Raw genomic sequence first — 25,981 nt, forward strand, 5'->3', positions numbered from 1 at the left:
AGGGGAGTGCCGCGCCCCGTTTCGCGCGCCGGGCGGGTTACTCGTAGGCGGCGAACGCCTTCGTGAAGGCGAACCTGTCCTGGAGGATCGAGCTGCAGGTGGGGTCGGCGGCCGGCTTGGTGCCGCCGGCGCACTGCTGGTCACGGGTGCCGGACCACATGGACAGCCAGCCGAGGCCCTTGGACTCGGCGAAGTTCACGAGCTGGGTGGCGTCGGCGACCTCGAAGACCTCGGTGACGACGTCGTTGACGCCGATCATGGGGGTGACGGCGACGGTCTTCCAGGCGTCGGCGTCGCTCAGCCCGAGGACGCCCTTGATCTGGGCCTGGGTGGCGGTGGCTGCCTGCTCGGCGTAGGTGCCCATGTCGCCGCTGTACGCCGGTCCGTAGTCCATCGCCATGATGTTGACGGCGTCGATCCGTACGCCGTTCTTCTTGGCGTCGGCGAGCAGGTTCACGCCGTCCTGGGTGAGGCCCTCCGGCATCACCGGGAGGGTGAAGGAGACGTCCAGGCCGGGGTTGGCCTTCTGGAGCTCGGCGATCGCCTGGGCGCGGCGGGTGTTGGCCGCCGCGTCGGGCAGGGCGCCGCCCTCGACGTCGAAGTCGACCTTGGTGAGCTTGTAGGTGTCGACGACCTTGGTGTAGGCGGCGGCCAGCGCGTCCGCCGAGGCGCAGGTGGTGCCGAGTTCGGAGCCGGCCGCGCCGCCGAAGGAGACCCGGACGTCGCCGCCCATGGCGCGCAGCGCGCCGATCTGTCCGGCCACGGCGTTGTCGCCGAGGCCGCTGACGCCGCCCCACTTGGGGGTGCAGCCGCCGCCGTCGGTGATGAAGGCGAGGTTGTAGTTCTTCACGCCGGTCGCCTCGGCGCTCGCGACCAGGTCGAAGGCGGGGAAGAGGGAGGTGTCGACGTAGGGCGCGAAGCCCGCGTCCGAACCGTTGCCGGTACCGGTGCTCTCGGTGGGCTCGGCGGTCGGCTCCTCGGTCCGCGTCGGTTCCTCGGTGGGGGTCGGCTGCGTGGTGGGGGCGGGGGCGTCGGTGGGACGGCCGCTGGGTTCGGGCGTGGGCGCGGTGTCCGTGCCGCACTCGGCGCCGTCGACCAGGCAGCCGGTCGGGTCGCCGGTGCCCTTGGCGACGAAGCCGACGGTGACGGACTCCCCGGCGCCCAGGCCGTCGGTGTCCCACTCGGCGGACCGCACGGTGACGTGCCGGCCGCTCACACCGGCCTCGGCGTTCCACAGCGAGCCGAGCTCGGTGCCGACGGGCAGGTCGAACTCCAGCTTCCAGTCCTGGTTCCGCTCGCCGCTGTTGTTGGTCACCACGTACTGGGCGGTGTACCCGGTCGACCACTCGCTGGTCCTGGTGTAGGCCGCGCCGACACCGGCCGCCTGGGCGGTGCTGGTGAACAGGAACGCCCCGCCGCCGGCCACGGCCGCGGCGGTCACCGCGCCGATCGCCTTGTTCCTGCCGCTGATCCTGCGCCGGTGCGTGCTCATCGCGTGCCTGCCTTCGTTGCCGTTCGGGGGGTGTGCGGCAGCACGCTAGCGAGCCGGATTCGGACAAAGTTCCTGATCCGGGAGGCCGTCGATGATCTTAGGGCGCGCTTAAGGAAGGGATCGGGGACGGTTAAAGGAGGCGACCAGCCGGCCCGGTCCGCGACGGCGGCGCACGGTCCCCCGGTGCCCGCGCCGCCGGGGTTCCCGCTCGCGTCCGTCGAGCTGGATCCAGATCCGCACCTCGGTCCCGCCGAGCACCGACGAGCCGATCCGTACGTCCCCGCCGGTCGACTCCGCCAGCCGGCGCACGATGTCCAGGCCGAGCCCGGTGGAGCCGTCGCTGCCGGAGCCCCGGCCGCGGGCCATCGCCGCCTCGGGGTCGGGTATGCCGGGGCCCGCGTCGGAGACCAGCACGATCACCGCGTCCTCGCCGTTGTGCACGTCGACCGCGAACGCGGTGCCCTCGGCGGTGTGCCGGAAGACATTGCCGAGCAGCGCGTCGAGGGAGGCGGCCAGATCGGTGCGGGCCACGGGTATCCGCACCGGCCGGTCGGCGCCGGCCACCCGCCACTTGCGGCCCTCGTCCTCGGCGAGCGCCGACCAGAACGCCATCCGCTCCCGCACCACTTCGGCCGCGTCGCATCCGGCGCCGGGTCCGGCGGCGGCCGTCTGCGGCTTGGCGTCGCGGGCGGTGCGGATGATGGTGTCCACCTCCCGCTCCAGCTGCTCGACCGCCGCCCGGGTCTGCTCGGCGGCCGGACCGTCGCCGAGGGAGGCGGCGTTGAGCCGCAGCACGGTCAGCGGCGTACGCAGCCGGTGGGACAGGTCGGCGGCCAGTTCCCGCTCGTTGGCGAGCAGTTGGACGACCTGGTCGGCCATGGAGTTGAACGCCACGGCGGCCAGCCGCAGTTCGGTCGGCCCGTCCTCGGGCACCCGGGCCCCCAGTTTCCCCTCCCCCAGTTCGTGCGCCCCCTCCACCAGCCGCTGCGCGGGCCGCACCATCCGTACGCCCAGCCGGTCGGCGACCGCGACCGAGCCGAGGATCAGCGCGACCCCGACCCCGGCGAGCACCGCCCAGGCCGTGCCGACGCCGTTGGTGACCTCGGACTCGGGGACGAACACCTCGACGACGGCGATCTCGCCGCTGCTCAGCGCGACCGGCTGGAGCAGGGCCGAACCGCCGGTCACGGGGGAGGTGGAGACACGCCCCAGTTCCCGTACGGCCGCGATGTCCTCCTCGGTGGCCCGCCGCTGCCCCATGTCGAGGGCCTCGCTGCCGTCGCCGGCCGGGATGTGCACGGCCATCGCGGCGTCGGAACCGGCGGAGGCGAAGACGCGTTCGAGCTGGTCGCGGTCGGTGGTGATGGACAGCGCGGGGGCGACGGCCGCCGCCTCCCGCTCGGCGTTGGAGAAGGCGCGGTCGCTGGCCATCTCCCGGATGACCAGACCGAGCGGCACCGCGAAGGCGACCACGACCATCGCGGTCACCGCCAGCGACACCTTCACCAGGGCCCATCTCATCGCGGCGGCTCCGCTCCGGGCGTGTGCGGCGGGTGCGGCGGCTCCGCTCCGGCCGGGGGCTCCAGCTTCACGCCGACGCCCCGCAGGGTGTGCAGATAGCGGGGCCGGGCGGCGGTCTCGCCCAGCTTCCGGCGCAGCCAGGACAGATGGACGTCGATGGTCTGGTCGTCGCCGTAGGACTGCTGCCACACCTCGGCGAGCAGCTCCTTGCGGGGGACGACCACGCCGGGCCGTCCGGCGAGGAAGGCGAGCAGGTCGAACTCGCGCCGGGTCAGGTCGAGCCGTACGCCGTCCAGTTCGGCCTGGCGGCGCAGCGGGTCGACGGTCAGGCCGCCGACCCGGATGACCGGGGAGGGCGCCGCCTCCCCGCCGCCGGCCCGGGCCCGGCGCAGCACGGCCGCCATCCGGGCCGAGAGGTGCTCCACCGAGAAGGGCTTGGTCAGGTAGTCGTCCGCGCCGGCGTTGAGCAGCCGTACGATCTCGGTCTCGTCGTCCCGGGCGGTCGCGATGATCACCGGTACGTCGGTGATGCCGCGCAGCATCTTCAGGGCCTCGGAGCCGTCGAGATCGGGCAGTCCGAGGTCCAGGACGACCACGTCGAAGCGGAAATGGGCGACCTCGCGCAGCGCCTCCAGCGCCGTGCCCACGCTGCGCACGGTGTGCGAGGCGTCGGTGAGCTGCCGGATGAGCGCCGAGCGGACGAACTGGTCGTCCTCGACCACGAGAACACTTGCCATGCGCCGCACCGTACGCCATGCCGGGCGGGCCGGGTGCGGGCCTGTGGACAACTCCGGACACCTCCGCGGCCGCGACACTCCTGAGGCGGATGGGGCAGTATGGCCCGACGATGCGCAGAGGATTCGTACACGTACTGGCCTGGCTGCTCGCCACGGGCGCGGCGGTCACGCTGTCGTGGTGGGGTGTCAGCACGGTGATGGAGGGCACCGCCTACGACCCGCCCCGTGCCCTGCCCATCGCGGCGGCCGACGGGGAGTCGCAGGCGGTGTCGTCCTCGACGCGGCGGCCGTCGGAGGCGGAGCGGCGTCCGGAGGAACCCGGGGAGACGCGGAGGCCGTCGGCGGAGCCCGACAGGACATCGTCGTCCCCCGAACCGGATCCGAACCCGTCCCGGACCGCTGCTCCCCCGCCCTCCCCCGCCGCTCCGGCCGCCTCCGGCCAGGTGAGGGGCTACGACACCAAGGGCGGCCGGGCGGTGTTCGACCTCGGCGAGACCTCCGCATCGCTGGTGTCGGCGACACCGGGGGCCGGCTGGTCGATGCAGGTGTGGAAGACGGAGTCGTGGATCCGGGTGGAGTTCACCTCGGGCGCGGACCGGGTGTCGGTCTTCTGCACCTGGCACGACGGGCCGCCGCGGGTGGAGATCGGTACGTACTGAGGGGTTCCGTCACGGGATGACGCGGACGGGTGGTGCACGGTCCGTGCGCGTCCGCCCCGTCACCGGACCGCGGCCGCACCCGGCACCGGCGACACGACCACCCCGGGGCCCGTGCGTGCCGGCCGGCCCCGTCACTGGAAGACGGACGCGGGTGGTGCCGGTGAGGCGACCGCCGCCCGGTCCGTCACGGGGGCGGCCCCGCCGGTGAAGTCGATGAGTTCCCTGCCGTGCTGGACGCGGCCCGGGTGCGGGTCGGAGGCGGCCCGGCGGGTCAGCTCGGCGATCGGCAGGGGCGCGTCGGAGGCGACCAGGACGGCGTTGCCGAAGCGCTTGCCGCGCAGCACCGCCGGGTCGGCGATCAGCGCGAGTTCGGCGAACCGGGCGGCGGCGGTGGCGATCTGGCCCCGCAGATGCGCGAGGGGCGGCCCGTCGGCGAGGTTGGCGGCGTAGACACCACCGGGGGCGAGGGCCCTGCGGACGTCGTCGAGGAACTCGGTCGAGGTGAGGTGGGCGGGGGTACGGGCCCCGCTGAAGACGTCGGCGACGACGAGCCCGGCCCAGCCGTCCGGCACCTTGGCGAGCCCTTCACGGGCGTCCGTCGAACGCACCCGGATGCGGGCCTTCGGGTCCAACGGCAGCTCCCGCCGGACCAGTCGCACCAGCGCCGCGTCCCGTTCGACGACCTGCTGGGTGGAGCGGGGCCGGGTGGCGGCGACGTACCGGGCGAGGGTGAAGGCACCACCGCCGAGATGCACGGCCCGCAGGGGCTTGCCGGGCGGGGCGACGAGATCGACGACATGGCCGAACCGGCGCTGGTACTCGAAGGACAGATACGCCGGGTCGTCGAGATCGACATGCGACTGCGGCGCCCCGTCGATCGACAGCGTCCACCCCCGCACCCGCTCCCGGTCCGGAACAAGCCGGGCAACCCCACCGTCGACCTGCTCGACAACCCCCTCGACGGCTACCTGCTTACGCCCACTGCTCCTGGCCCTTCCCATTCACCCATTGTCCCAGGCCCCGTTTTCAGCCCCTCCGGTGCTACTTCCAGCCCCTCCGGCGTTCGAGGAGCGGGGGTCCGGGGGCAGCGCCCCCGGGATGGGACGGGTAAGGGCGGCGAGGGCGAAAACCCTCCCCGGCCCCACCCCTCACACACACCCGTCCGCAGCCTCGATCATCCGCTGAGCCGCGTCCAGCGCCTCCCGCAGCGCTACGGGATCCGTCGCCGGCTCCACCTCTTCCGGAGGAAGCAACCAGTCCGTCCCCTCCCCCGAAGGCTCCGGCTCCAGCCTCAACCCGCACCCGTCCGTCTCCGTACAGACACTCCCCGGCACGTCCCAGCCCGCAGCCGTCCCCGGAGGCACCAGGAACCCCAACGTGTCGCACCCGCCGTCATGCAGCACCGGCCCCACCGCGTCCCCCACCCCCCGCCGCAGGATGTCGACCGCCTCCAGCCCCTGCCGCGCCGGAACCGTGACCACGTCACAGTCCACATTCGGCAGCTCTGACAGTTCTGTCAGCCCCGTCAGATCCGACAGCTCTGAAGAATCCTTGCTCCGACTGGTCGTCATCCCGGCCTCCACCGCACGCATAGGGCCCTCGGTACACAGGGCCCAACGAGCCGCGACGTCAACGGCTACGACGAAAGTCCGCCGCAAAGGATGGCAGTTCATGGCAGATCACGGATGACATATCCGGATTGTTGCCAAACTCCGCGTAGTGACTCCGTCACAACAGGTACGTTCTAGCCCGCCGGAAACAGGGCAGTGCACGCACGGATCGCCCCCGGTTCCGGCATGGTTCGACGGTTCGCAGAGAGGACCCGGCCATGGCGTCGTCAACGGTGCCCTCGTCCCAGCCCCATCGGCCCCCGCGGCCGAACCTCGTCTTCCGGCAACTGCGCGGACCGCGCTCGCCGGCCGAGTTCGCCGCGGTGGTCCGGCGGGCCGCCCGCGAGATCGGCGAGCGGGTCAGCTGTGACGCGCGGTACGTGCACCGGGTGGAGGCGGGCGAGATCCGCTGCCCCAACTACGCCTATGAACGGGTGTTCCTGCACATGTTCCCCGGCCGCACGCTGACCGACCTGGGCTTCGCGCCCCGCTCGTCGGTGCGCGGGCGCGGAGCGCGGACCGCCGGGGAGACGCCCCCGGCCCACACCGAGAACCCGGCGAACGCCACGACTGAGAACAGCGGGGCGTACGAGCCGTATGAGACGCAGGACCGGTACGACACGTACGACACGCACGACCACGAGGAGAGCGACGTGCTGCGTCGCGCATTCATGACCGGCGGGGGCGCCACAGTGGCCTCCGCCTCGCTGAGCCCGTACGGGTTCGCCTCCGACGCCTCGGCGCCACAGCGCGCCGTGCGCCGCGCGGGGGCGAGCGACGCGGGCGCCCTGGAGGAGGCCGTCCGCCGCATCCGGCTGCTGGACGACCGGCACGGGGCGGACGGGCTGTACCGCCGCGCGGCGGCACCCTTGCGTGCCGCCTACGCGCTGCTGGACGCGGGGACGACCCGGCAGCGGACGGCGGACCGGCTGTACTCGGGCGCCGGGGAGCTGGCCATCTCGGTGGGCTGGCTGGCGCACGACTCGGGCCGCTTCGACGACGCGCGCTCGCACTACGCGGAGGCGCTGGCGACCGCGCGGGTGACCGGGGATCCGGGCGTGGAGGCGCACGCCTTCTGCAATACGGCGTTCCTCGCGCGGGACGCGGGCCGGCCCCGGGAGGCGGTACGGGCGGCGCAGGCCGCACAGCGGGCCGCGCGCCCGCTCGGCTCCCCGCGGCTGATGTCGCTGCTGGCGCTGCGGGAGGCGGGCGGCTGGGCGGGGCTCGCCGACCGCACGGGCTGCGAGCAGGCGCTGGCCCGGGCGGGGGCGTACTTCGAGCGCGGGCCGTCGGAGGCGGACCCGGAGTGGATGAGCTTCTACGGGGAGGCCGAACTGGAGGGCCTGGAGGCGCAGTGCTGGTCGACGCTGGGCGACTGGCCGCGCGCGGCACGGCACGCACGGCGGGCCGCGGAGCTCCAGGACCCGCACTTCACCCGCAACATCGCGTTGTACACGGCGGAGCTGGCGGACGACCTGGCCCGCGGGGGCCGCCCGGACGAGGCGGCGGAAGCCGGAATGCAGGTACTGGACCTACTGACCGAGGTCCAGTCGTCCCGGGTCCGCACCATGCTGGCAGGCACGTCCCGCGTACTGCTCCCCCACCGCCGGGCATCAGGCGTATCAGCCTTCCTGGACCGCCACGAATCACTCCCCCGCGCGATGTGAAAGACCCGCGACGCCCAACTACGGGTAATCGCGCCCCTGGGCGGCAGCCCACCCCCGCAGCTACGGGCAATCGCGTCCCTGGGTCGGCAGCCCACCCCCGCAGCTACGGGCAATCGCGCCGCAGGGGCGGCATCCCGCCCCCGCAGCTGCGGGCAGTCGTGCCGCAGGGCGGCACGGGTGGGCGCGGCGGCACCCCGCAAGCGCCGGGCAGCGCGACCCACCCCCGCCCAGCCCCCGCCCAGGGCACCCCATGACCACCGGCCCGGGCGTCACGCAGCCGCCAGATGCCCCGTCTCGTTCCAGGACTCCACAGCCGGCTCGCCGTACGCCCACCCCAGCACCGACAGGGAGGTCGGATTCAACCGGATACGGGCCGCGAAACCGATCGGCAGACCGAGCCACCGCGCACCGATGGAACGAAGCATGTGCCCGTGCGCGAAGACCAGCACGTCACGGTCTGCGGACCGGGCCCAGGCCACCACCTCGTCCGCACGCGCCGTCACCTCCGCCAGGGTCTCCCCCTCCGGAACCCCGTCCCGCCAGATCAGCCACCCGGGCCGCACCGCCTGTATCTCCGCCGGCGTCATCCCCTCGTACGCCCCGTAGTCCCACTCCATGAGCGCGTCCCAGTTCTCCGCGCGGTCACCGAACCCGGCCAGCTCACACGTCTCCCGCGCGCGAACCAGCGGACTGGTGCGCACCTCGACACCGGGCAGCCCGTCGTACGGCGCCCGGTGCAGCCGCTCGCCGAGCAGCTCGGCGCCCCGCCGGCCCTCCTCCAGGAGCGGCACATCGGTCCTGCCGGTGTGCTTGCCGGACAGCGACCACTCGGTCTGTCCGTGCCGGGCCAGCAGGATGCGCGGTGCCATGGGAGACCTTCCGGATGAAAATTCGCAGGCGGAACTCCCCCATCATCGCGCACCCTGGTCGCGGGCAACCCGGGGGGCGATCCATGCGTCTCTCAGGGCCGAGGGCGTGTCACGGGGGACGCGCGCACACCGTAGAGTGGCTGGCCGCTGAACGGAGCGCCGCGCGAGAACAAAGGGGGAGCGATCGGATGCCGCACACCGAGACACCAGGCACCGAGGCTGCCCCGGCGCCCCGGCTGCGCTGGTGGAGGGAGCTGCCGCTCATCCTCCTGGTGTACGCCTGCTACTCGGCGGGCCGGCTGGTCGTCCGCGGCGACGTCTCCGACGCCGTCGACCACGGCCTGGCGATCCTGCGCATCGAGAAGGCGCTGTACCTCAACGCCGAGCACCCGCTGAACCGTCTCTTCACCCGTGAGCCGTGGCTCGGCATACCCGCCGACTTCTGGTACGCGTCGCTGCACTACCTGGTGACCCCGGCGATCCTGGTCTGGCTGTTCCGCTCCCGCGCGGTGCGCTACCGCGCCGCCCGCACCTGGCTGATGACGTCCACCTTCATCGGGCTGATCGGCTTCACCCTGCTGCCCACCTGCCCGCCCCGGCTGCTCGACGCGAGCCACGGCTTCGTCGACACGATGGCGTACTACAGCTCGTACGGCTGGTGGGGCGGCGAGGCGAGCGCCCCGCGCGGGCTCGGCGGGATGACGAACCAGTACGCGGCGATGCCGAGCCTGCACGTGGGCTGGGCGCTGTGGTGCGGAGTGATCCTCTGGCGGTACGGGCGCACGCGCCTGACGAAGACGGCCGCCGTCGTCTACCCGCTGGTGACCACGATCGTGGTGATGGGCACCGCGAACCACTACTTCCTCGACGCCGCGGCGGGCGCCGCCGTCATGGGCGCCGGCCTGCTGCTGGCCCCGGTCGTGACGCGGTACGCGGACCGGGCGAGGACCCGCTTCCTGCCCCGCACCGCAGCGGCCTCGGCGGACTCCTCCGCCGCGGATTCCCCCAATGTCAGTGCCGGATGCCAGACTTCCGCGGGTGAGCGAATTCCACGGCAGCGGCACCCCGAGCCACGGTACGGAACAGGAACCGAACCGGGTGCCTCCCCCTCGGACGCGGGAGAAGGCGCTCCGGCACCGGCTCGCTGAGCTGCGCGGCCCGGAGGTCCCGGCCAAGGCGCTGGACGCGCGCGCCCTGGCCGCCCTCGCCGCCAACCCGGGCTGCAGGCGGCGCGCGATCCTCGACGGCGCCGGGGTGAACAAGGCGGTGCTGGCCGACGCGTTGGGCTCGCCGTCGGTCTTCGGCCAGTCCCAGTTCGCGTTCGTGCGGGGCAACGCGTTCGAGGCGAAGGTCAAGGCGGACGGCGGTACGGAACTGCTGCGCCTCGCCCACGAGAAGCTGGACCGCGCGGCCGAACCGCCCGCCGACGCGCGCGTGCCCGATCTGACCGCCCAGGGCCCGCGGGGCCGCACGGCCCGTACGGAGCTGGCGCTGCGCGAGGCCACCGAGGCGCCCGGCGCGTGGACGCTGCTCGACCACCCGATGCTCGCCCTCGAGGTCGCGGGCTCCCCCGCCTTCCTGGAGCCGGACGCGGTGGTGGTGCACCCGGACGGCAGCTGGACGGTCGTGGAGATCAAGTCCTTCCCGATGCTGGACGGCGCCGCGGACCCGGCGAAGGTCGGCGCGGCGGCACGCCAGGCGGCGGTGTACGTGCTGGCCCTGGAGGAGGTGGCCGCGCGGCTGGATCCTGCCCCGCGCGTACGCCACCGGATCCTGCTGGTGTGTCCGAAGGACTTCTCCAACCTGCCGACCGCGTCCGCCGTGGACGTGCGCAAGCAGCGCGCGGTGACCGCCCGTCAGCTCGACCGGCTCACCCGGATCGAGGAGATCGCCGACACGCTCCCCGAGGGCACGTGCTTCTCGCCGGAGCTGCCCGCCGAGCGGCTGACGCAGGCCGTGGAGGCGGTCCCGGCGACCTACGCGCCGGAGTGCCTGTCCGCGTGCGAGCTGGCCTTCCACTGCCGGGACCGTTCCCGCGCGCAGGACGCGGTGACCCGTCTGGGCCGTCCGGTGCGGGCGGAGCTGGGCGGTCTGACGACGGTCGGGGACGTGCTGGCGGCGGCCCGCGGAGAGGCCGGTGACCCCGACGACCCCGCGGTGGCGGCACTGCGCAGGGCGGCGGCGCTGCGCGCGGAGGCACTGGAAGCGGCGGCCCTCCTGGAGGTGGCTCCTTGTCCCTGATCGCCACCCTCGCCCGTCTGGAGGCCGTCAGCACCGGCCGCGCCCAGCCCGCCGCCACCGTCCGGCACCGGCACCTCTCCGAGCGCCCCTTGGTCTTCGTGCCGCTCATCACCGCCGGTGAGGCGGGCGCCCCGCTCGGCGCGCTGGTGGGCACCGACCGGGACGCGCCGCGGCTGCTGGTGGTGCCGCAGCCGCGCGACCGCGACCTCCGCTTCGCGTTCCTGGCCGAGCTGGCCGACGTGGTGCTGCCGTACGTCGACGGTTTCGCGGACGTCGTGGAGGCCGCCGAGCGTTCCGAGACCGACCCGGAGACCGGCAAGCGGGTCAAGGTCGAGGTGGAGCTGTGCGCGGACGCGCCCCAGCTGATCGTGCCGTCCCGGGCCGGCATCGACCTCGTACGGCTCCTCGGGCGGTCCATGCGGTTCCGGCGCACGGCGGAGCAGGACCCGGAGGCCCCGTTCCCGGCGCCGCCCCGGGTGCCGCTGCTCGGGCGGTGGCTGACGCACTTCGGGGAGCGGGCCCGGGTGCCCGGCTCCTCGCTGCTGCTGGCCATGAGCGACGTACTGGCCCGGCACTGGGCGACCGGGCAGTCCTCCCTGGAGGACCAGCACCTGGGGGCGCTGCTCGCCTGGATCGACCCGCCCGAGGGACGCTCGGGGGCGGAGGCCGCGCAGGAGGCCGAGCTCGCGCGGGACGCCGACGGCCAGTTGCGGTGCCCGCCCGCGGGCCCGGCGACCGACCCGGCGTTCGACAACAAGCTGCTCGCCCCGGCCATCGAGCGTTACGACCGTGCCCGTACGGCGCTCGCGGCGGCGGAGGACGGTCTGGAGGCCGACGACCGCCTGGGCGCGCTGACCGCCGCCGAACGGGAGATCCGCGCACTGGTGGAGAGCCGTACGCGGCCCACGTGGGACGCGGTGTGGCGGGGCCTCGACCTGTTGGCGAAGCTCCCGGAGGGTGCGCGCGTCGAGGAGCGCTGGACGCGCGACCGCTGGTCGTTCACCGGTCACCGGGACCGGGTGGCGGCCGGTGAACCGCCGCAGCCGCGCCGCGACGACGCGGTCACCGCGGCGAACAAGCTCGCCACGCGCGAGCGGGAGCAGGCCCGGCTCGAGGCACAGGAGGCGCTCGACGACCCGCTGGCGATGGCGGCCCGGCGGCTGTCCGGGGAGGCGTTCGCGGGCGAGGTGGTCGACGTGGTGATGGCGTACAGCGAGAGCAAGCGCCCGAGCCCGCGCCCGCTGGTCGTCGTCCGCACGGACGACCGCCCGCACCTCGGCGAGCGGGTACGGGCGTACCGCTCGCTGGGCGGCAAACCGCAGACGGCGGAGTTCGCGGGCTACGAGGACGGTCCGGAGGGCGGTCTCCTCGTCCTCCGCATCATGGACAAGATGGGCCGGGGCAAGGAGCCGGAGGAGGGCTCGGTCCCGGAGAAGGGCGACCGCGTGTGCTTCACGCTGTTCGAGCACGAACCGCGCGGCGGCGCGAAGTTGCCCGACCCGGAGGAGACGCCGTGGACCCATGGCGGACCACCCGGTGAGGAGGCGGCCGTACCGGAGCCCGCCGACCCGGTGACCGAGGAGGACGTGCTGTGACCGCCCCTGCCCGGCAGGCCGTGTTCGACCCCGGCGCGGCGGCCGGCCGCGCCACCGACGCGATCCTCCGCGACACCCTGCGCGGCACCGCGCGCGGTGTCGTCGTCGACTCCCCGCCCGGCGCCGGCAAGTCCACGCTGGTGGTGCGCGCGGCGCTGGAGCTGGCGGAGGCGGGCCGCCCCCTGATGGTGGTGGCGCAGACCAACGCCCAGGTCGACGACCTGGTCCTCCGCCTCGCCGAGAAGAACCCGGACCTGCCGGTGGGCCGACTGCACAGCAGCGACACGGACCCCTACGACAAGGCACTCGACGCACTGGACAACGTCCGCAAGTCGGCGAAGGCGGCCGACCTCGCCGGCCTGGACGTCGTCATCTCCACAGCGGCGAAGTGGGCGCACGTCAAGGGCGTCGAACCGTGGGAGCACGCGATCGTCGACGAGGCGTACCAGATGCGTTCGGACGCGCTGCTCGCGGTGGCGGGACTGTTCGAGCGGGCGCTGTTCGTCGGCGACCCGGGCCAGTTGGACCCGTTCTCCATCGTGGGCAGCGAGCAGTGGGCGGGCCTGTCGTACGACCCGTCCGCGTCGGCGGTCTCCACCCTGCTCGCCCACAACCCGGACCTGCCGCAGCACCGTCTCCCGGTCTCCTGGCGCCTCCCTGCCTCAGCCGCCCCCCTGGTGTCGGACGCCTTCTATCCGTACACCCCGTTCCGCAGCGGCACGAACCACGGCGACCGCGGGCTCGCCTTCTCCGTCCCGTCGGACGGTTCGGCCCCGGACCGGGTGATCGACGAGGCGGCGGAGTCCGGCTGGGGCCTCCTGGAACTCCCCGCCCGCCACACCCCACGCACGGACCCGGAGGCGATCCACGCGGTCGCGCTGGTGGTCCGCCGCCTCCTGGACCGGGGCGGAGCGGCGACCTCCGAACGCTCCCCGGACCCCACCCCCCTGACCGCCGACCGCATCGCGGTGGGCACCGCCCACCGCGACCAGGCGGCGGCGGTACGGGCGGCCCTCACGGAACTCGGCGTGCCGGACGTCACCGTGGACACGGCCAACCGCCTCCAGGGCCGGGAGTACGACGTCACGGTCGTCCTCCACCCCCTCTCCGGCCGCCCCGACGCCACCGCCTTCCACCTGGAGACGGGCCGCCTGTGCGTCCTGGCCTCCCGCCACCGCCACGCCTGCATCGTGGTCTGCCGCGAGGGAGTGACCGACCTGCTGGACGACTACCCGTCCACGGAACCGGTCCAGCTGGGCACGCTGGTGAAGTTCCCGGACGGCTGGGAGGCGAACCACGCCGTGCTGGCGCACCTGGCGGAACACCGGATGGCCTGGCGACCTTGATCCCCGTACCGCTCCCGGGCCGACAACGGCCGTTCGCGCACAAGGCCGTTGACCAGCGGGACTGTTAGGGTGCCCGCCATGTCTGTGAACCTACGCATCGAACTGGACGTCCGTGGACTCGTCTCCCGGGAACAGGCCGAGGAGGCGCGGCAAGCGATCCACGAGGTGATCCGCGACGAGCGCATCGACGACGAGGTGACACTCTCGGTGCTGGAGCGCGACGGGGAGTTCATGGTGCTGGGGCGTACGGGCTTCCACCCGGTCATCATCTCGGGTGTCCGGTACTGGGAGCCGGAGTTCAAGAGGAGCATCGAGGTGGCTGTGAGGACGGTGACGGCGGAGGCCGACGTCCGGTTGCTCTGCGCCGACGTCGATCTGGAGCGGGCCATCGAAGCCGGCACGATCTGACCTCACGCGCTCACGGGCCACGGGCCGCGTCGACCTCGGCCGCGCACCGGGCACCGGAGTCTCCGCTCGCGGGAAGGTCACACCGTGCGTCTCGCAGGCGCCGGCGTCGTCCCCAGCTCGCACCAGACGTACTTGCCCCGACCGCCTTCCCTGGCCAGCGGTTGCCAGCCCCATACGTCGGCGCAGGCCCGGACCAGGGCCAGTCCTCGTCCGTCCTCGCGGTCGACGGCCAGGTCGAGCGGCTGCGGCGGCTCCGGCGGGAGGGGGTCCGCGTCCCAGGCGCCGATGCGCAGGACGCCCGTACCCGACCAGTGGACGCGCAGGGCGGCGGGGCCCTTGGTGTGGCGTACGGCGTTGCCGACCAGCTCCGTGGCCAGGAGTTCGGCCACGTCGACCAGGCGGATCAGGCCGTGCATGGTCAGGATCAGACGGAGGGTGCGGCGGCAGATGGTGACGGCTCGGAGGTCGTTGGGGATGGAGAGGGAGTACTCCCACGGGTCGTTTTCGGGCATGCGGATTCCTTTCCAGAACCAGAGGGGTTGAGGTCGGGGTCGGTGTCATTGCCGCGTCCGTCATGGCAGGACAGAGCGGTGCACTTCCGACACCCCGTCATTGCGCAGCGCGTACGTCGCGTCACCGACGGTAGACATTAGGATTAAGGTCAAGCAAGCCCGCCGAGTAATCTGACACCCGAACGAGTCACGGCGTCAGGCGCGTTGAGCGAAAGGGCAGGGATGGGGACCAAACGCGAAGCAACGGCACGGCAATTGCGTTTGGCCGTCGAAATCCGCAGGCTGCGCGAGGCGGCCGACCTCAGTGCTCGCGAGGCGGCGGCGCTGCTTGGCGTGAACTCCGTTCAGATCAGTCAGATCGAATCCGGCATCACGGGTGTGAGCGAGCAGCGGCTACGTCGCCTTGCCGCACACTACGCCTGCACGGACGAGGAGTTGGTTGACGCTCTGGCAGCGATGGCGACCGACCGGACGCGCGGGTGGTGGGAGGAGTATCGGACACACCTGCCCACGTCGTTCCTGGACCTTTCCGAGCTGGAGCACCATGCCACCTTCCGCTGGGACGTGGACTTCCTGCACGTCCCAGGCCTCCTCCAGGTCTACGACTACGCGCAGGCGCTCTTCTCTCGGCGGGTGCCCGAACTTCCGGAGGAAGAGCTGGAGTTGCGCGTGCGTCATCGGATGCAACGACGCGTCGTCATCGAAGGCGATCAGCCGATCCCTTACGAGGCACTCGTTCACGAAGCGGCATTGCGCATCCGGGTCGGAGGCCGCGCCACCTCACGTGCCCAGCTCGCCCGCATCCTGGAGCTCTCCGAAGCGGAGCACGTGACCGTGCGCGTCATTCCATTCGAGCTGGACGATTTCGCCGACATCACAGCCGCGATGGTCTACGCCGGCGGCGCCGTGCCAAGGCTGGACACCGTGGTGCGTGACGGTCCTCATGGCGTGCTCTTCATCGACTCGGAACCGCAGCTGGGGGTATTTCGAACGCTCTTCCATAGAGTGAAGGCAGCATCACTCACCCCCGAACGCTCGCGCGACTTCATCCACAGGCTGGCAAAGGAACTGTGAGGAGCCCGGTGACCACCTCCGACAACTGGCGGAAGTCTTCTTACTCCGGCAGCGGCGACGGCAACGCCTGTATAGAGATCGCCCACCGCCACCCCCGCATAGCCGTCCGCGACTCCAAGGACCCGGAGCGGGCCGTGCTCACCTTCCCGGCCTCCGCCTTCACCGCGTTCACCGCTCACCTCGGCATCCTTGAGGCCCCTGGCAAGGAATAGCAGCCCGGACAGGCGAACCACGCGGCATTGAAACTCGCCGCCCGGCTGCCCGGTGCCATGCCAGACTCCGGCACATGTCAGTTCGATACCCGCGCCCCTTGCGCCCCGGTGACCGCGTCGGAATCACCTCTCCGTCCAGCGGAGTCCCCGAGGTGCTCCGCGAACGCCTCCAGGTGGCCATCCGTGACGTGGAGGCACGCGGATACGAGGTGGTGCTCGGGCAATGCATGGACGGCTCGGGACATGTCAGTGCTCCCGCCGCCGCACGCGCGGACGAACTGATGTCGATGCTGACCGATCCCCGGATCGGAGCCGTGGTGCCGCCGTGGGGCGGTGAGCTGGCGATAGACCTCCTGCCGCTGCTCGACTGGGACCGGCTGCGCGACGCCGAACCGACCTGGCTCGTGGGGTTCTCCGACCTGTCGACCATCATCACCCCGCTGACCCTCCTCACCGGGACCGCGACCGTCCACGGCAACAACCTCATGGACACTCCCTACCGGCCCCCCGACGGGCTGGTCTCCTGGCTCGACATCGTCAGCGCACCGCCCGGGCACCGGTTCACACAGATCCCGCCGGGTCGCCACAGGACCACCGGCTGGGACGACTACGCCGCCCGGCCCGAAGTGCGGGAGTACACACTCGGCTCCCCCGGCACATGGACGCGGCTGGACGGAAGCGGGGACCTGGAAGTCGAGGGCCGCCTGATCGGGGGCTGCATCGAGACACTGTGCAACCTCACCGGGACCGGCTACCTCGACACGTCCGGCTTCGCACGGGCCGAGGCGGCGGACGGGCTGCTGGTGTACGTGGAGGCCGCCGGCGACGACGCCTTCACCATCTGCCGGAACCTGCACGGCATGCGGCTGGCCGGCTTCTTCGACGCGGCGAACGCGGTACTCGTCGGACGGACCTCGGCACCAGGAGCCCCTTCGCTGTCCCAGCACCAGGCCGTGCTGGACGCGCTCGGCCCCCTGAACGTGCCGATCATCGCCGACGTGGAATGCGGCCACGTCCCTCCGTACATGGCGATCGTCAATGGGGCGCACGGCCGCCTGGTCCACACGGCAACGCGGAACGAACTCACCCAGACCCTGATCTGACACAAGCCTTCTCCAGCGGCGGACAGAGCCGTTCCGGGTCGGGTAGGAACTCCGAGGCCTCTACCGAACCCGGAACGGTTCTATATAGATATCTGTATAGTCTGAGGTGTGGGAAATCCGTGGCAGATCGAGATCGAACCGGAGGTCCGGCAGTGGCTGGCGCTCCTTTCGGACCCGCATTACGACAAGGCTGAGCGTGCCGCTGACATGCTTGCTGCTCAGCCGACGACTCTCGGGGAGCCGTACTCACGTCATCTCGGCGGCAAGCTCCGCGAGCTGCGCTTCACCATGGACGGGAACGCGGTCCGCATCACGTACTGGCTTGCTTCCGAGCGGCGAATCGTGCTTTTGACGGTGTTCCGCAAGACCAGACAGCGCGAGGACGCCGAGGTCGAGCGCGCTCAGCAGGCACAGAAGGTGTGCGAAGCAGACCACGAACCCGCCGAGCACAGCTACGACCGAACAAAGGAGGAGAGCTCGTGAACCACTCCCAGTGGAAGACGCGTCGGACCCGGAAGCTCCTGGGTGAACGGGTCGAAGAATCCCCCGCCTACGTGGAGGCCGGGTACGCCTTCGCTCTGGGCCAGGCCGTCTACGACCGGCGCACGGGGCTCGGCCTGTCACAGAGCGAGCTGGCGCGACGCGCGGGCATGACCCAACCCCAGATCTCCAACATCGAGGGCGGCGACTCAGTGCCGACCCTGCCGCTGCTCACCCGCCTCGCCAAGGCACTGGACGCGTCGCTGACCATCGATCTGGACGGTGACCACTCGACCTTCGTCTTCACCGCGCACAACGATCACAGGCCGGACGAGGCACCACCGGGCAAAGCCTCCTCAGTGGCCTGAACCGCTGTCGAACGCTTTCCGCAGGACGGAAGGCGATGTCACTCGATCCCGAGCGTTCGCGTGCCTTCATCCACAAGCCGACGAAGGAGCTGCGAGGACGTGCTGATCCCCGGCGCCTGGCAGAAGCCATCCTTCTCCGGCGGCGGACAGGGCGATGCATACGGCCCGGACGGCTGGGAAGCCATTCACGCGGTGCCCGAGGGCGTAGCCCTCAGGCCCTCTTGCGGGGGCGCGGGACAATGGACGGTGGCCCGCCCGTCGGGGGGTCGATCGCGACGTACGAATGGAGAAGTCATGGCGGAGCACGCGCCGCGCCGGGAGCAGCCGCGGCTACGCCCCGCGCCCCTGCTGTTCGAGCCCGCGGAGGCGGCCTCGGATCCCGAGCACTTCTTCGACCTGGAGTCGATCGAGGATCCCCGTGCGCTGCTGGAGCGGGCGACCGAGCTGACGCTCGCGTTCCGCGCCGCCGCGGACCGGGCGACGGAGTTCCAGGCGGTGGCGGCGGCCCAGCTCGCCGACCCCCGCCGCTTCGACCGGCTGACGCCGGCGGACATCGCCGAGCGGGCCGAGTGGACCGAGGACTACGCGAAGAAGATGGTCGAGTTCGGCCGGGACCTGATGCGGGGCGGCGAGGGCGGCGGCTCCGGGCACGCCGATCCCGTATAGCTCGTACGGTCCGTATGGCTCGTACGGCCCTGTGCAGCTCGTACGGCCCGGCATACGCGCATACGCATATGCCGGGCGGGCAAGATACCCCCTCCCCCGCCCCCGCGTCCCCGATTCCCGCAACCCTGCGGAAGCGTTCCCTCACTCACGGTAGATGTTTCCGTCATGAGCAGCACACGGAATGCCTTCGACGTCAGCGGCGTCACCCCCGACGGTGCCGCCTGGCTCGCCTCGGCGGGGACGTATCCGCGCAGCACGCTCTCGCACTGGGGGGAGCGGCCGGACGCGCCGGTCGTGCTGCCCTGCGGGGTGGTCTTCGACGTGGTGAGCGTGCCCGCGATCTTCGGGCGGCGGATGCTGGACCGGATGTGGGACGAGGGCCCGGGTTCGGGGCCGGTGGCGGAGTTCCGGGGGCGGATGCTGCTGTTCGCCGCGCCGGGCACGGCACAACGGCTCCCGGCCCTCATGGAGTGGGAGGAGTGGGGTGCGCACGGCTCGCGCACGGACGGTGTTCCTCCGCTGCTGTGCCACGGCACCGGCGACGCGGTGACCGTCCCCCCGCCCACCTCCCGCTCCGGCTCCCGCTGGCTCGTCGCCCCGGACGCCCGTCACCCCTGGCTGCCGGGCCCGGAGGTGCTGCTGTGGGCGGCCGTGCGGGCGGCCCGCGCGGCCGTGCGGATTTCGATTTTTCCTCCCGCCGACCAGGGTGCTAATGTCTACGACGTCAGCAGGCGCCGCTAGCTCAGTTGGTTAGAGCAGCTGACTCTTAATCAGCGGGTCCGGGGTTCGAGTCCCTGGCGGCGCACGACACGGTGAAGGCCCCTCGCGGAAGCGAGGGGCCTTCGTCGCGTCTACGCGTCTACCGTGTGGTGATCCTCACCGTCCACGCCCCCGACGGCGTACGTCCCTCCACCTCCACCCGCACGGACTCCCCCGGCACCGTGAAGCTCTCGCCGAGGGCGACCGGGGCGTCGGCGAGCGGCGGGTAGACCGAGTCCTCCCAGCACGCCTCGGTGTGCGGGTGGGCGTCGACGACCTCGATGGGGCCGCGTCCGGACCGGGTGCCGCTGCTCACCCTGTACACCAGCACCCCCTGCCGGCAGGCCCTCGTGTCGTTGCCGACCGGCCCCCGGGCCTCGAAGGCGAGCACGCTGTCGGGGCCGGTGCGCACCACCGCGAGCTTGGTGCCCCGGCCGAGACCGAAGGACGGCGCCCCGGCGGCGCCCGTCACCGGCGTCCCCGGTCCCGCCCCGAGCGGTTCCAGTGTCAGCCGTACCGGCCCCGCGTCCTGCACGCACCGCACCTGCCGGGGCTCCAGCCAGCCCAGCTTCCACTTGTGCCAGCCGAAGAGGTCGGGCGCCAGCGCGAACTGGCTGCCCATGAGGTCCCAGTCGCCGACGTGGGTGTCCCAGTCGCCCTTGCCGTCCACCGGCCGGTGGTAGAGGTCGGGCAGGTCGAAGACGTGGCCGGTCTCGTGGGCGAGGACGAGGCGGTCCGGGGGGTGGTTCTCGAAGACCGTGACGACCCGGCGGATGTCGGTGCCGTCGGCGCGCAGCGGGGTGTCCAGGTTGACGACCTTCGTGGCGTCGGAGTCCACGCCCGGCGCGTCCGGGTCGGCGACGAAGTACACGATGTCGTAGCGCGAGAAGTCGACGTGCCGGTCGGTCACGGCGAGCGCGTCCCGCAGGTAGGCGGCCCGGTGGGTGACGGTCCAGTCGCGCTGTATGGCGTACTCCGTGGAGGGGCGCGGCATCCGGAACCACTGCCGCACGGGGTGCGGGCGCAGGGTGAACCTGCCGTAGGAGGCCCGCTCGAAGAAGTGGCTGGTGGCGGGGAAGTGGTCGGCGGCGAGTTCGGCGGGCGTGGTCAGGGGGTGGGAGTCGGGGAAGGAGAGGAAGACCATCACCGCGTCCAGGCTCCGCGCGGGACGGGGGTAGGCGGCGTTCCAGGTGTCCAGGCCCTCGGAGTGGTGGGCGGTGGTGCGGGTGAGGGCGCAGGGCGCCGCGGAGAAGGGTTCGGCGACGGAGGGGACGTTCACCATCGAGGTCGCCGCGAGCGCCGACATGGTGGTGCACATCGCGGCGGTACTGCGCAGCCGGGGGCGTACGCCCGGGGCGCCCGGTTCACCCCGTGCACCCGATCGGCTCAGTCGCCCCGGTCGCCGCCGGAGAGCCTCACGGCCGAGTCCTCTCGGGGTGAGCTGACGCGGCACGGGGACCTCCGGGAGACGGTTCACGGGACACCGCACCCAGACTGTGCATATTTGTCGTACTACGCCCTGTTCGGCTGCACCGGACGAGTGAGAAACGCGGGTATCCGGGCGGGACCGGACGGGACCGGAACCCCACGCACTCACGGAACGTCACAACTGGTCGGAGGGCCACAGAAGCCGTCCACCGGCGGCCGGAAACGGTCGGGCAGGGATGCGGATCCGTCCTGGAGACCGGACAGTGGCTGGAAGGGCCCGGCGTGGGCCCTTATGATCGGCACACTTTCCTGAGACTCTGAGACTTTCTGCACGGACAGCGATCGATTGCACTGCGGGAGCGAGCGGTGAGCGGAACGTCCGAAGGGCCGGCGCCCGCGGCGGAACTCAACCGGCCGACGGTCACGGAGAGTGAGATCACTACGTCTCCGCGTACGGAATCCCCGCCCCAGTCGCCCCCGCCGTCCCCGTCGTACCGCTCCGTCTTCACGGCCGCGCCGCTCGCCATGGCCGTCGTCGACCGCGAGGGCATGGTGACCGGCGCCAACGCGGCCCTCGCCACCCTGCTGGGCCGCGATCCGGAGAGCCTGGCCGGTGCCGTCGCCGCCGATCTGGTGGATCTGGCCTCCGACGCCCGCACCTGGCACGCCTACCGGGAGCTGCTGCGCGGACGACGGTCCCGGCTGCGCTGCACCCGCCGGCTGAAGCACCCGGAGGGGCACGCGCTGTGGGTGCGGGTGACGGTCGCCCCGCTGCCCGCCGACGACGGGGGCGTGCTGCTGTCGGTCGCCGACATCGGCGACCACCACGAGCTCCAGGCGCAGCTACGGCACCTGCGGATGCACGACCCGGTGACCCGGCTGCCCAACCGCACCCTGTTCTTCGAACGGCTGACGGCCGCGCTGGACGCGGAGTCGTACGAGGAGGGCGGCACCGGCCGGATCGGGCTGTGCTACCTCGACCTGGACGGGTTCAAGGCCGTCAACGACACCCTGGGCCACCGCGTCGGCGACCAGCTCCTCGCCGCCGTCGCCGAACGGCTCAAGAGTTGCGCGAAGGACGCGGCCAGGACCGGCACCCCGCTGGTCGCCCGGCTCGGCGGGGACGAGTTCGCGCTGCTGGTCGAGGACTCCACCGGCACCGAGCAGCTCGCCGACCTGGCCGAGTCGCTGCTCGACGCGATCCAGGCGCCCTTCGACCTCTCCGGGCGCAGGCTGTCGGTGTCGGCGTCGATCGGGGTGGTCGAGCGGCATGCCGCCGGGACCACGCCCACCGCGCTGATGCAGGCCGCCGACACCACGCTGTACTGGGCGAAGGCCGACGGCAAGGCCCGCTGGACGCTGTTCGACCCGGAGCGCAACGCCTCCCGCGTGACCCGCCAGGCCCTCGCCTCCACGCTGCGCCCCGCCATCGACCGGGGCGAGTTCGCGCTGGAGTACCAGCCGCTGGTGGGCATGGAGGACGACCGGGTGCACGGCGTGGAGGCGCTGATCCGCTGGCACCATCCGCGGTTCGGCACGCTGACGCCGAATCGGTTCATCTCACTGGCGGAGGAGGACGGCTCGATCGTGCCGCTCGGCCGCTGGGTGCTGCGCACCGCCTGCCGGCAGGCCCGCGACTGGCAGGTGCAGCACCCGGACGAGCCGCCGATCTTCGTCAGCGTGAACGTGGCGGTCCGCCAGGTGTGGGACTCCGACCTGGTGGCGGACGTCGCCGACACCCTTCAGGAGACGGGCCTGGAACCGGAGCTGCTGCAACTGGAGCTGACCGAGTCGGCGGTGATGGGCTCCTCCGGCCGACCGATCCAGGCCCTGAAGGCGCTCAGCGACATGGGCGTACGCATCGCCATCGACGACTTCGGCACCGGCTACTCGAACCTGGCCTACCTCAGCCGGCTGCCGGTGTCGGTGCTGAAGCTGGACGGCTCCTTCGTACGGGGATTCCAGTACGAGGAGCGCGCCGCCGCCCCGCCGAACCCGGCGGACGAGGTCATCGTCGAGGCGATGGTGCAGCTCGCCCACCGGCTCGGCCTGACGGTCACCGCGGAGTGCGTGGAGACGTCGGCGCAGGCGACGAGGCTGCGCCGGATCGGGTGCGACACCGGTCAGGGGTGGCTGTACTCCCGCCCGGTGTCGCCGGACCGCATCTCCGAGCTGCTGGGCACGCCCGGGGTTCAGGCGGGCGTGGGCAATCCGTAGGCGTCGGCTATCAGTTCGTAGGAGCGCAGGCGTACGTCGCCGCCGTGGGCGTTGGCGGTGAGCATCAGCTCGTCGGCGCCGGTGCGCTTCTGCAGCTCGTCCAGGCCGGCGCGGACCTCGTCGGGGGTGCCGTGGACGACGTTGGCGTTCCAGGAGTCGATGAACTCCCGCTCCATCGGGCTGAAGTCGTACGCCTCCGCCTCCTCGGGGGTGGGCACGAGGCCGGGGCGGCCGGTGCGCAGCCGGACCATGTTGAGCGCGGCGGCCAGCACCTGGCGGCGGGCCTCCTTCTCGTCGTCCGTGGCGAGCGCGGAGACGCCGATGAGGGCGTAGGGCGCGTCCAGGACCTCGCTGGGGCGGAAGGACTCGCGGTAGAGGTCCAGGGCGGGGACGGTGTTCTGGGCCGAGAAGTGGTGGGCGAAGGCGAAGGGCAGGCCGAGCATGCCGGCCAGCCGGGCGCTGAAGCCGGAGGAGCCGAGCAGCCAGACCGGCGGGCGGTGCGGGGACTGCACGCCACCGGGCGAGGTCGCCTGGACCGGGCCGGGGACGGCGTGGATGCGGCGGTAGGGGTGGCCGTCGGGGAAGTCGTCGTCGAGGAAGCGGGTGAGCTCGGCGAGCTGCTGGGGGAAGTCGTCGGCGCCCTCGTTCAGCCGGTCGCTGCGGCGCAGGGCGGCCGCGGTGGCGCCGTCGGTGCCGGGGGCGCGGCCGAGGCCGAGGTCGATCCGCCCCGGTGCCATGGCCTCCAGCGTGCCGAACTGCTCGGCGATGACCAGCGGCGCGTGGTTGGGCAGCATCACCCCGCCGGAGCCCAGGCGGATGCGCCCGGTGTGCGCGGCGAGGTACGCCAGGATCACGGCGGGCGAGGAGGAGGCCACCCCGGGCATGGAGTGGTGCTCGGCGACCCAGTAGCGGTGGAAGCCGCGGGACTCGGCGAGGCGGGCGATGTCCACGCTGGTCCGCAGGGCGTCGGTGGCGGTCCGGCCCGCGCCGACGGTCACCAGGTCCAGCACGGAGAGCGGGACGGGTGCGGTGCCGTGGGCGGTGCCCCGGATCTCCTCTGCGGCGTCTGCGGCCATGGTGGGGTGCCTCCTGTGGGGTGTGACGTTCGCTGCGCGACGTAACAGGAGACGGTCCCCGGTTATTCCCTCCCCCTTCTCCGGCACCCACCGGTGTGCGCGCCCGACGATCATGCGATACGATCATCTTGCTCGCTGAGGGGCTCGCCCCCGAACAGTGAACATGCGTTGGTGGTCCAAGGAAAGACGCCCCACTTCCTGTGGGGAGATGCAGGTGCAAGGCCTGCCCGGCGCTCGAACGGAACCCCGGCCCGCAAAAGCGGGACCGGGGTTCTTCCGTGTGCGGGACGGTCAGACCTGCACGATCGGTTCCCGCGTGAACAGCGCCCCCAGTCCGGGAGCGTTCACCCTGCGGTCCGTCAGCCTCAGCGCCTCCCAGACCGTGACCTGGTTGGCGGTCAGGACCGGCTTGCCCAGCTCCTTCTCCAGGGCGGGGATGTGCGCCACCGTGTGCAGGGCCGTGTCCGGCAGCAGCAGCGCGTCCGCGTCCGGGGTGTCGGCCGCGCGGGCCAGCGCGAACACCTCCTCCTCGCCCCAGGTGCCGACCTCCGCCGCCGTGACGATCCCGGAGCTGCGCACCCCGGTCACCTCCACGCCGCCGGCCCGCAGGAACTCGGCGAAGAGCACGGCCACGTCGTCCGGGTAGGTCGCGCCGACGGCGACCCGCCGCGCCCCGACCTCCCGCGCCGCGTGCGTGAAGGCGAACGACGTCGACGACGCCGGCATGCCCGCCGCCCGGGCGAGATTGCGCACCTGCTCGTGGGCGCCCTCCCAGCCGTGCACGAAACTGCCGCTGGTGCAGGCCCACACCACCGCCTCGGCGCCCGAGAGGCGCAACTGCTGGAGGCCCGCCGCCAGCCGCTCGGGCGCGCCCATCCGCAACAGCGCGTCCACCCGGTGCGCGTCCTCACCGATGTCGGTGTGCACCAGGTCCACCCGGATGTCGCTGCCCAGCAACTGCTCGATACGCGGATAGTCGTCCTCTGCGGAGTGGCCCGGGTAGAGGAATCCCAGTGCGGTCATGTCCAGCCTTCCTGCTGCTTCTCTTCCGGCACGCCCGGCACGTTCGGCACGTCCGGCACCTCCGGAAGTACGGAGCCGGACGCCTGGCCCGGCAGTACGGTCCCGGAGCGCGCCGACGCGTCGATCAGCGCCTGATACGGTCCCACCGCCCGAGTACCCAATCGGCGCAACGCCGCCCACATGGTCACCTGGTTGGCCGAGATGACCGGTATGCGCAGTTCGGCTTCGAGCTGCGGGATGACGTCGTAGGTCGGCAGATTGGTGCAGGAGAGGAACAGCGCGTCCGCCGCGCCGAGCCGGCCGTGGACCGCGGCCCGCCGCGCCATGTCCACCACCTCGCGGTAGGTCACCTTCCAGATCTGCCGGGTCAGCCCCATGTACGCGCACCCGGTGACCGTGACGCCGGCCCGCGCGACATAGCTCTCCAGCGCCCGGGTGACCGACACGGTGTACGGCGTGACCAGGGCGACCCGGCGTACGTCCAGTTCCACCAGGGCTTCGAGGAGCGCCCCGGAGGTGGTGATCGCCGGGACCGCGCCGGCCCTGCTCATCGCCTCGCACATCGCGCGCTCGCCGACGATCCCGCCGACGAAGCTGCCCGACGTACAGGCGTAGGCGACGACCTCGGGCGCGACCGCGGTGAGGGTGCGCACCGCGTCGCCGAGCGTCTCGTGCTCGCTGATCAGCCGGGCCAGGTCGAGACTCACCTCGACCGGCACGTACGGCGTGCGGGTGAGGTGCAGGGACACCTCGTCCGGCACCCAGCGCCACAGCTCGCGGTCCAGCGCGAAGTCGAAGGGGGCGACGACACCGACACCGCGCTGCGGGCCGGGGCCACCGAGAAAGGAGACGTCCATGTCAGCACCGGCCTCACGGTGGGAGACGAGCACACAACGGATCGCGAGAACGCCCGTGTTG

26 protein-coding genes and 1 tRNA gene are annotated in these 25,981 nt (G+C 72.3%); 16 read left to right on the plus strand and 11 right to left on the minus strand.

The features are described from left to right. Positions 1-37: 37 nt before the first annotated feature. The 3 genes from ACZ62B_RS14665 to ACZ62B_RS14675 all read right to left on the minus strand — a co-directional run bounded on the left by ACZ62B_RS14665 (position 38) and on the right by ACZ62B_RS14675 (position 3,750). Positions 38-1,492, minus strand: coding sequence for a glycoside hydrolase family 18 protein (locus tag ACZ62B_RS14665; protein ID WP_469690532.1), 1,455 nt, complete (start codon positions 1,490-1,492; stop codon positions 38-40). 108 nt (positions 1,493-1,600) lie between these two features. Continuing rightward, on the minus strand, positions 1,601-3,013 hold the full coding sequence (locus ACZ62B_RS14670) for a sensor histidine kinase (RefSeq protein WP_344563559.1): 1,413 nt from the start codon (positions 3,011-3,013) through the stop codon (positions 1,601-1,603). Beyond that, positions 3,010-3,750, minus strand: a complete 741-nt coding sequence (locus ACZ62B_RS14675; RefSeq protein WP_468881443.1) for a response regulator transcription factor — start codon at positions 3,748-3,750, stop codon at positions 3,010-3,012. Before ACZ62B_RS14675 ends, ACZ62B_RS14670 begins: the two co-directional genes overlap by 4 nt. A gap of 110 nt (positions 3,751-3,860) precedes the next feature. Here ACZ62B_RS14675 and ACZ62B_RS14680 point away from each other — a divergent pair, with 110 nt between their 5' ends. Continuing rightward, positions 3,861-4,409, plus strand: coding sequence for a hypothetical protein (locus tag ACZ62B_RS14680; protein ID WP_344563564.1), 549 nt, complete (start codon positions 3,861-3,863; stop codon positions 4,407-4,409). A 131-nt stretch (positions 4,410-4,540) separates the two neighbouring features. On the opposite strand, the gene ACZ62B_RS14685 is transcribed toward ACZ62B_RS14680, so the two are convergent. Further along, on the minus strand, positions 4,541-5,410 hold the full coding sequence (locus ACZ62B_RS14685; protein ID WP_344563566.1) for a spermidine synthase: 870 nt from the start codon (positions 5,408-5,410) through the stop codon (positions 4,541-4,543). A 147-nt stretch (positions 5,411-5,557) separates the two neighbouring features. Beyond that, complete coding sequence (locus tag ACZ62B_RS14690; RefSeq protein WP_344563568.1) at positions 5,558-5,980, minus strand: hypothetical protein; 423 nt, start codon at positions 5,978-5,980, stop codon at positions 5,558-5,560. Positions 5,981-6,237: 257 nt separating this feature from the next. Between ACZ62B_RS14690 and ACZ62B_RS14695 the strand changes: the two genes are divergently transcribed. Further along, entirely contained in the window at positions 6,238-7,686 is a 1,449-nt protein-coding gene (locus ACZ62B_RS14695; protein WP_344563570.1) for a hypothetical protein, read from the plus strand. 269 nt (positions 7,687-7,955) lie between these two features. On the opposite strand, the gene ACZ62B_RS14700 is transcribed toward ACZ62B_RS14695, so the two are convergent. Continuing rightward, complete coding sequence (locus ACZ62B_RS14700) at positions 7,956-8,555, minus strand: histidine phosphatase family protein (protein ID WP_344563572.1); 600 nt, start codon at positions 8,553-8,555, stop codon at positions 7,956-7,958. Positions 8,556-8,743: 188 nt separating this feature from the next. Between ACZ62B_RS14700 and ACZ62B_RS14705 the strand changes: the two genes are divergently transcribed. The 5 genes from ACZ62B_RS14705 to ACZ62B_RS14725 all read left to right on the plus strand — a co-directional run bounded on the left by ACZ62B_RS14705 (position 8,744) and on the right by ACZ62B_RS14725 (position 14,145). Then, the gene (locus ACZ62B_RS14705) at positions 8,744-9,703 is read left to right on the plus strand and encodes a phosphatase PAP2 family protein (protein ID WP_344563574.1); all 960 of its coding nucleotides are present in this window, start codon (positions 8,744-8,746) and stop codon (positions 9,701-9,703) included. Further along, positions 9,654-10,796: a hypothetical protein gene (locus ACZ62B_RS14710; RefSeq protein WP_468719512.1), complete on the plus strand. Its 1,143-nt coding sequence runs from the start codon at positions 9,654-9,656 to the stop codon at positions 10,794-10,796. Before ACZ62B_RS14705 ends, ACZ62B_RS14710 begins: the two co-directional genes overlap by 50 nt. Then, the gene (locus ACZ62B_RS14715) at positions 10,787-12,391 is read left to right on the plus strand and encodes a hypothetical protein (RefSeq protein ID WP_344563578.1); all 1,605 of its coding nucleotides are present in this window, start codon (positions 10,787-10,789) and stop codon (positions 12,389-12,391) included. The genes ACZ62B_RS14710 and ACZ62B_RS14715 overlap by 10 nt, the downstream gene beginning before the upstream one ends. Further along, entirely contained in the window at positions 12,388-13,737 is a 1,350-nt protein-coding gene (locus tag ACZ62B_RS14720; RefSeq protein ID WP_468881457.1) for an AAA domain-containing protein, read from the plus strand. Before ACZ62B_RS14715 ends, ACZ62B_RS14720 begins: the two co-directional genes overlap by 4 nt. 78 nt (positions 13,738-13,815) lie before the next feature. Continuing rightward, complete coding sequence (locus ACZ62B_RS14725) at positions 13,816-14,145, plus strand: hypothetical protein (protein WP_344563582.1); 330 nt, start codon at positions 13,816-13,818, stop codon at positions 14,143-14,145. Between the two features lie 77 nt (positions 14,146-14,222). Here the strand turns inward: ACZ62B_RS14725 and ACZ62B_RS14730 are convergent, their stop codons facing one another. Next, complete coding sequence (locus ACZ62B_RS14730) at positions 14,223-14,657, minus strand: ATP-binding protein (protein ID WP_468886260.1); 435 nt, start codon at positions 14,655-14,657, stop codon at positions 14,223-14,225. A gap of 222 nt (positions 14,658-14,879) precedes the next feature. Between ACZ62B_RS14730 and ACZ62B_RS14735 the strand changes: the two genes are divergently transcribed. From ACZ62B_RS14735 to ACZ62B_RS14770, 8 genes are all read left to right on the plus strand, one after another. Then, positions 14,880-15,731 carry a helix-turn-helix domain-containing protein gene (locus ACZ62B_RS14735; protein ID WP_469690536.1) on the plus strand — a complete coding sequence of 284 codons (852 nt, stop codon included), beginning with the start codon at positions 14,880-14,882 and terminating at the stop codon, positions 15,729-15,731. Between the two features lie 8 nt (positions 15,732-15,739). After that, on the plus strand, positions 15,740-15,943 hold the full coding sequence (locus ACZ62B_RS14740; RefSeq protein ID WP_468886256.1) for a DUF397 domain-containing protein: 204 nt from the start codon (positions 15,740-15,742) through the stop codon (positions 15,941-15,943). Between the two features lie 74 nt (positions 15,944-16,017). Next, positions 16,018-17,046: a S66 family peptidase gene (locus ACZ62B_RS14745; RefSeq protein ID WP_469690538.1), complete on the plus strand. Its 1,029-nt coding sequence runs from the start codon at positions 16,018-16,020 to the stop codon at positions 17,044-17,046. 108 nt (positions 17,047-17,154) lie between these two features. Next, positions 17,155-17,529, plus strand: coding sequence for a type II toxin-antitoxin system RelE/ParE family toxin (locus tag ACZ62B_RS14750; RefSeq protein ID WP_468886252.1), 375 nt, complete (start codon positions 17,155-17,157; stop codon positions 17,527-17,529). Beyond that, positions 17,526-17,894, plus strand: coding sequence for a helix-turn-helix domain-containing protein (locus ACZ62B_RS14755; RefSeq protein WP_468886251.1), 369 nt, complete (start codon positions 17,526-17,528; stop codon positions 17,892-17,894). The genes ACZ62B_RS14750 and ACZ62B_RS14755 overlap by 4 nt, the downstream gene beginning before the upstream one ends. A gap of 294 nt (positions 17,895-18,188) precedes the next feature. Next, positions 18,189-18,560 (plus strand): hypothetical protein, encoded by a 372-nt coding sequence (locus ACZ62B_RS14760; protein ID WP_344563584.1) that lies wholly within the window; start codon positions 18,189-18,191, stop codon positions 18,558-18,560. A 165-nt stretch (positions 18,561-18,725) separates the two neighbouring features. Beyond that, the gene (locus ACZ62B_RS14765; RefSeq protein WP_469690541.1) at positions 18,726-19,301 is read left to right on the plus strand and encodes a bifunctional DNA primase/polymerase; all 576 of its coding nucleotides are present in this window, start codon (positions 18,726-18,728) and stop codon (positions 19,299-19,301) included. Beyond that, positions 19,292-19,365, plus strand: a tRNA-Lys gene (locus ACZ62B_RS14770). Before ACZ62B_RS14765 ends, ACZ62B_RS14770 begins: the two co-directional genes overlap by 10 nt. Positions 19,366-19,419: 54 nt before the next feature. Here the strand turns inward: ACZ62B_RS14770 and ACZ62B_RS14775 are convergent. Then, on the minus strand, positions 19,420-20,637 hold the full coding sequence (locus tag ACZ62B_RS14775; protein WP_468881461.1) for a M6 family metalloprotease domain-containing protein: 1,218 nt from the start codon (positions 20,635-20,637) through the stop codon (positions 19,420-19,422). A gap of 476 nt (positions 20,638-21,113) precedes the next feature. Between ACZ62B_RS14775 and ACZ62B_RS14780 the strand changes: the two genes are divergently transcribed. Then, positions 21,114-22,964, plus strand: coding sequence for a putative bifunctional diguanylate cyclase/phosphodiesterase (locus ACZ62B_RS14780; RefSeq protein WP_344563591.1), 1,851 nt, complete (start codon positions 21,114-21,116; stop codon positions 22,962-22,964). Here ACZ62B_RS14780 and ACZ62B_RS14785 read toward each other — a convergent pair. From ACZ62B_RS14785 to ACZ62B_RS14795, 3 genes are all read right to left on the minus strand, one after another. Continuing rightward, positions 22,940-24,040 carry an LLM class flavin-dependent oxidoreductase gene (locus ACZ62B_RS14785; protein WP_344563594.1) on the minus strand — a complete coding sequence of 367 codons (1,101 nt, stop codon included), beginning with the start codon at positions 24,038-24,040 and terminating at the stop codon, positions 22,940-22,942. The genes ACZ62B_RS14780 and ACZ62B_RS14785 overlap by 25 nt on opposite strands. 291 nt (positions 24,041-24,331) lie before the next feature. Then, the gene (locus ACZ62B_RS14790; RefSeq protein WP_344563596.1) at positions 24,332-25,063 is read right to left on the minus strand and encodes a maleate cis-trans isomerase family protein; all 732 of its coding nucleotides are present in this window, start codon (positions 25,061-25,063) and stop codon (positions 24,332-24,334) included. Beyond that, positions 25,060-25,920, minus strand: a complete 861-nt coding sequence (locus ACZ62B_RS14795) for a maleate cis-trans isomerase family protein (protein ID WP_469690699.1) — start codon at positions 25,918-25,920, stop codon at positions 25,060-25,062. The genes ACZ62B_RS14790 and ACZ62B_RS14795 overlap by 4 nt, the downstream gene beginning before the upstream one ends. Positions 25,921-25,981: the final 61 nt, after the last annotated feature.

The sequence above is a fragment of the Streptomyces sp. NPDC053426 genome, from assembly GCF_055585405.1.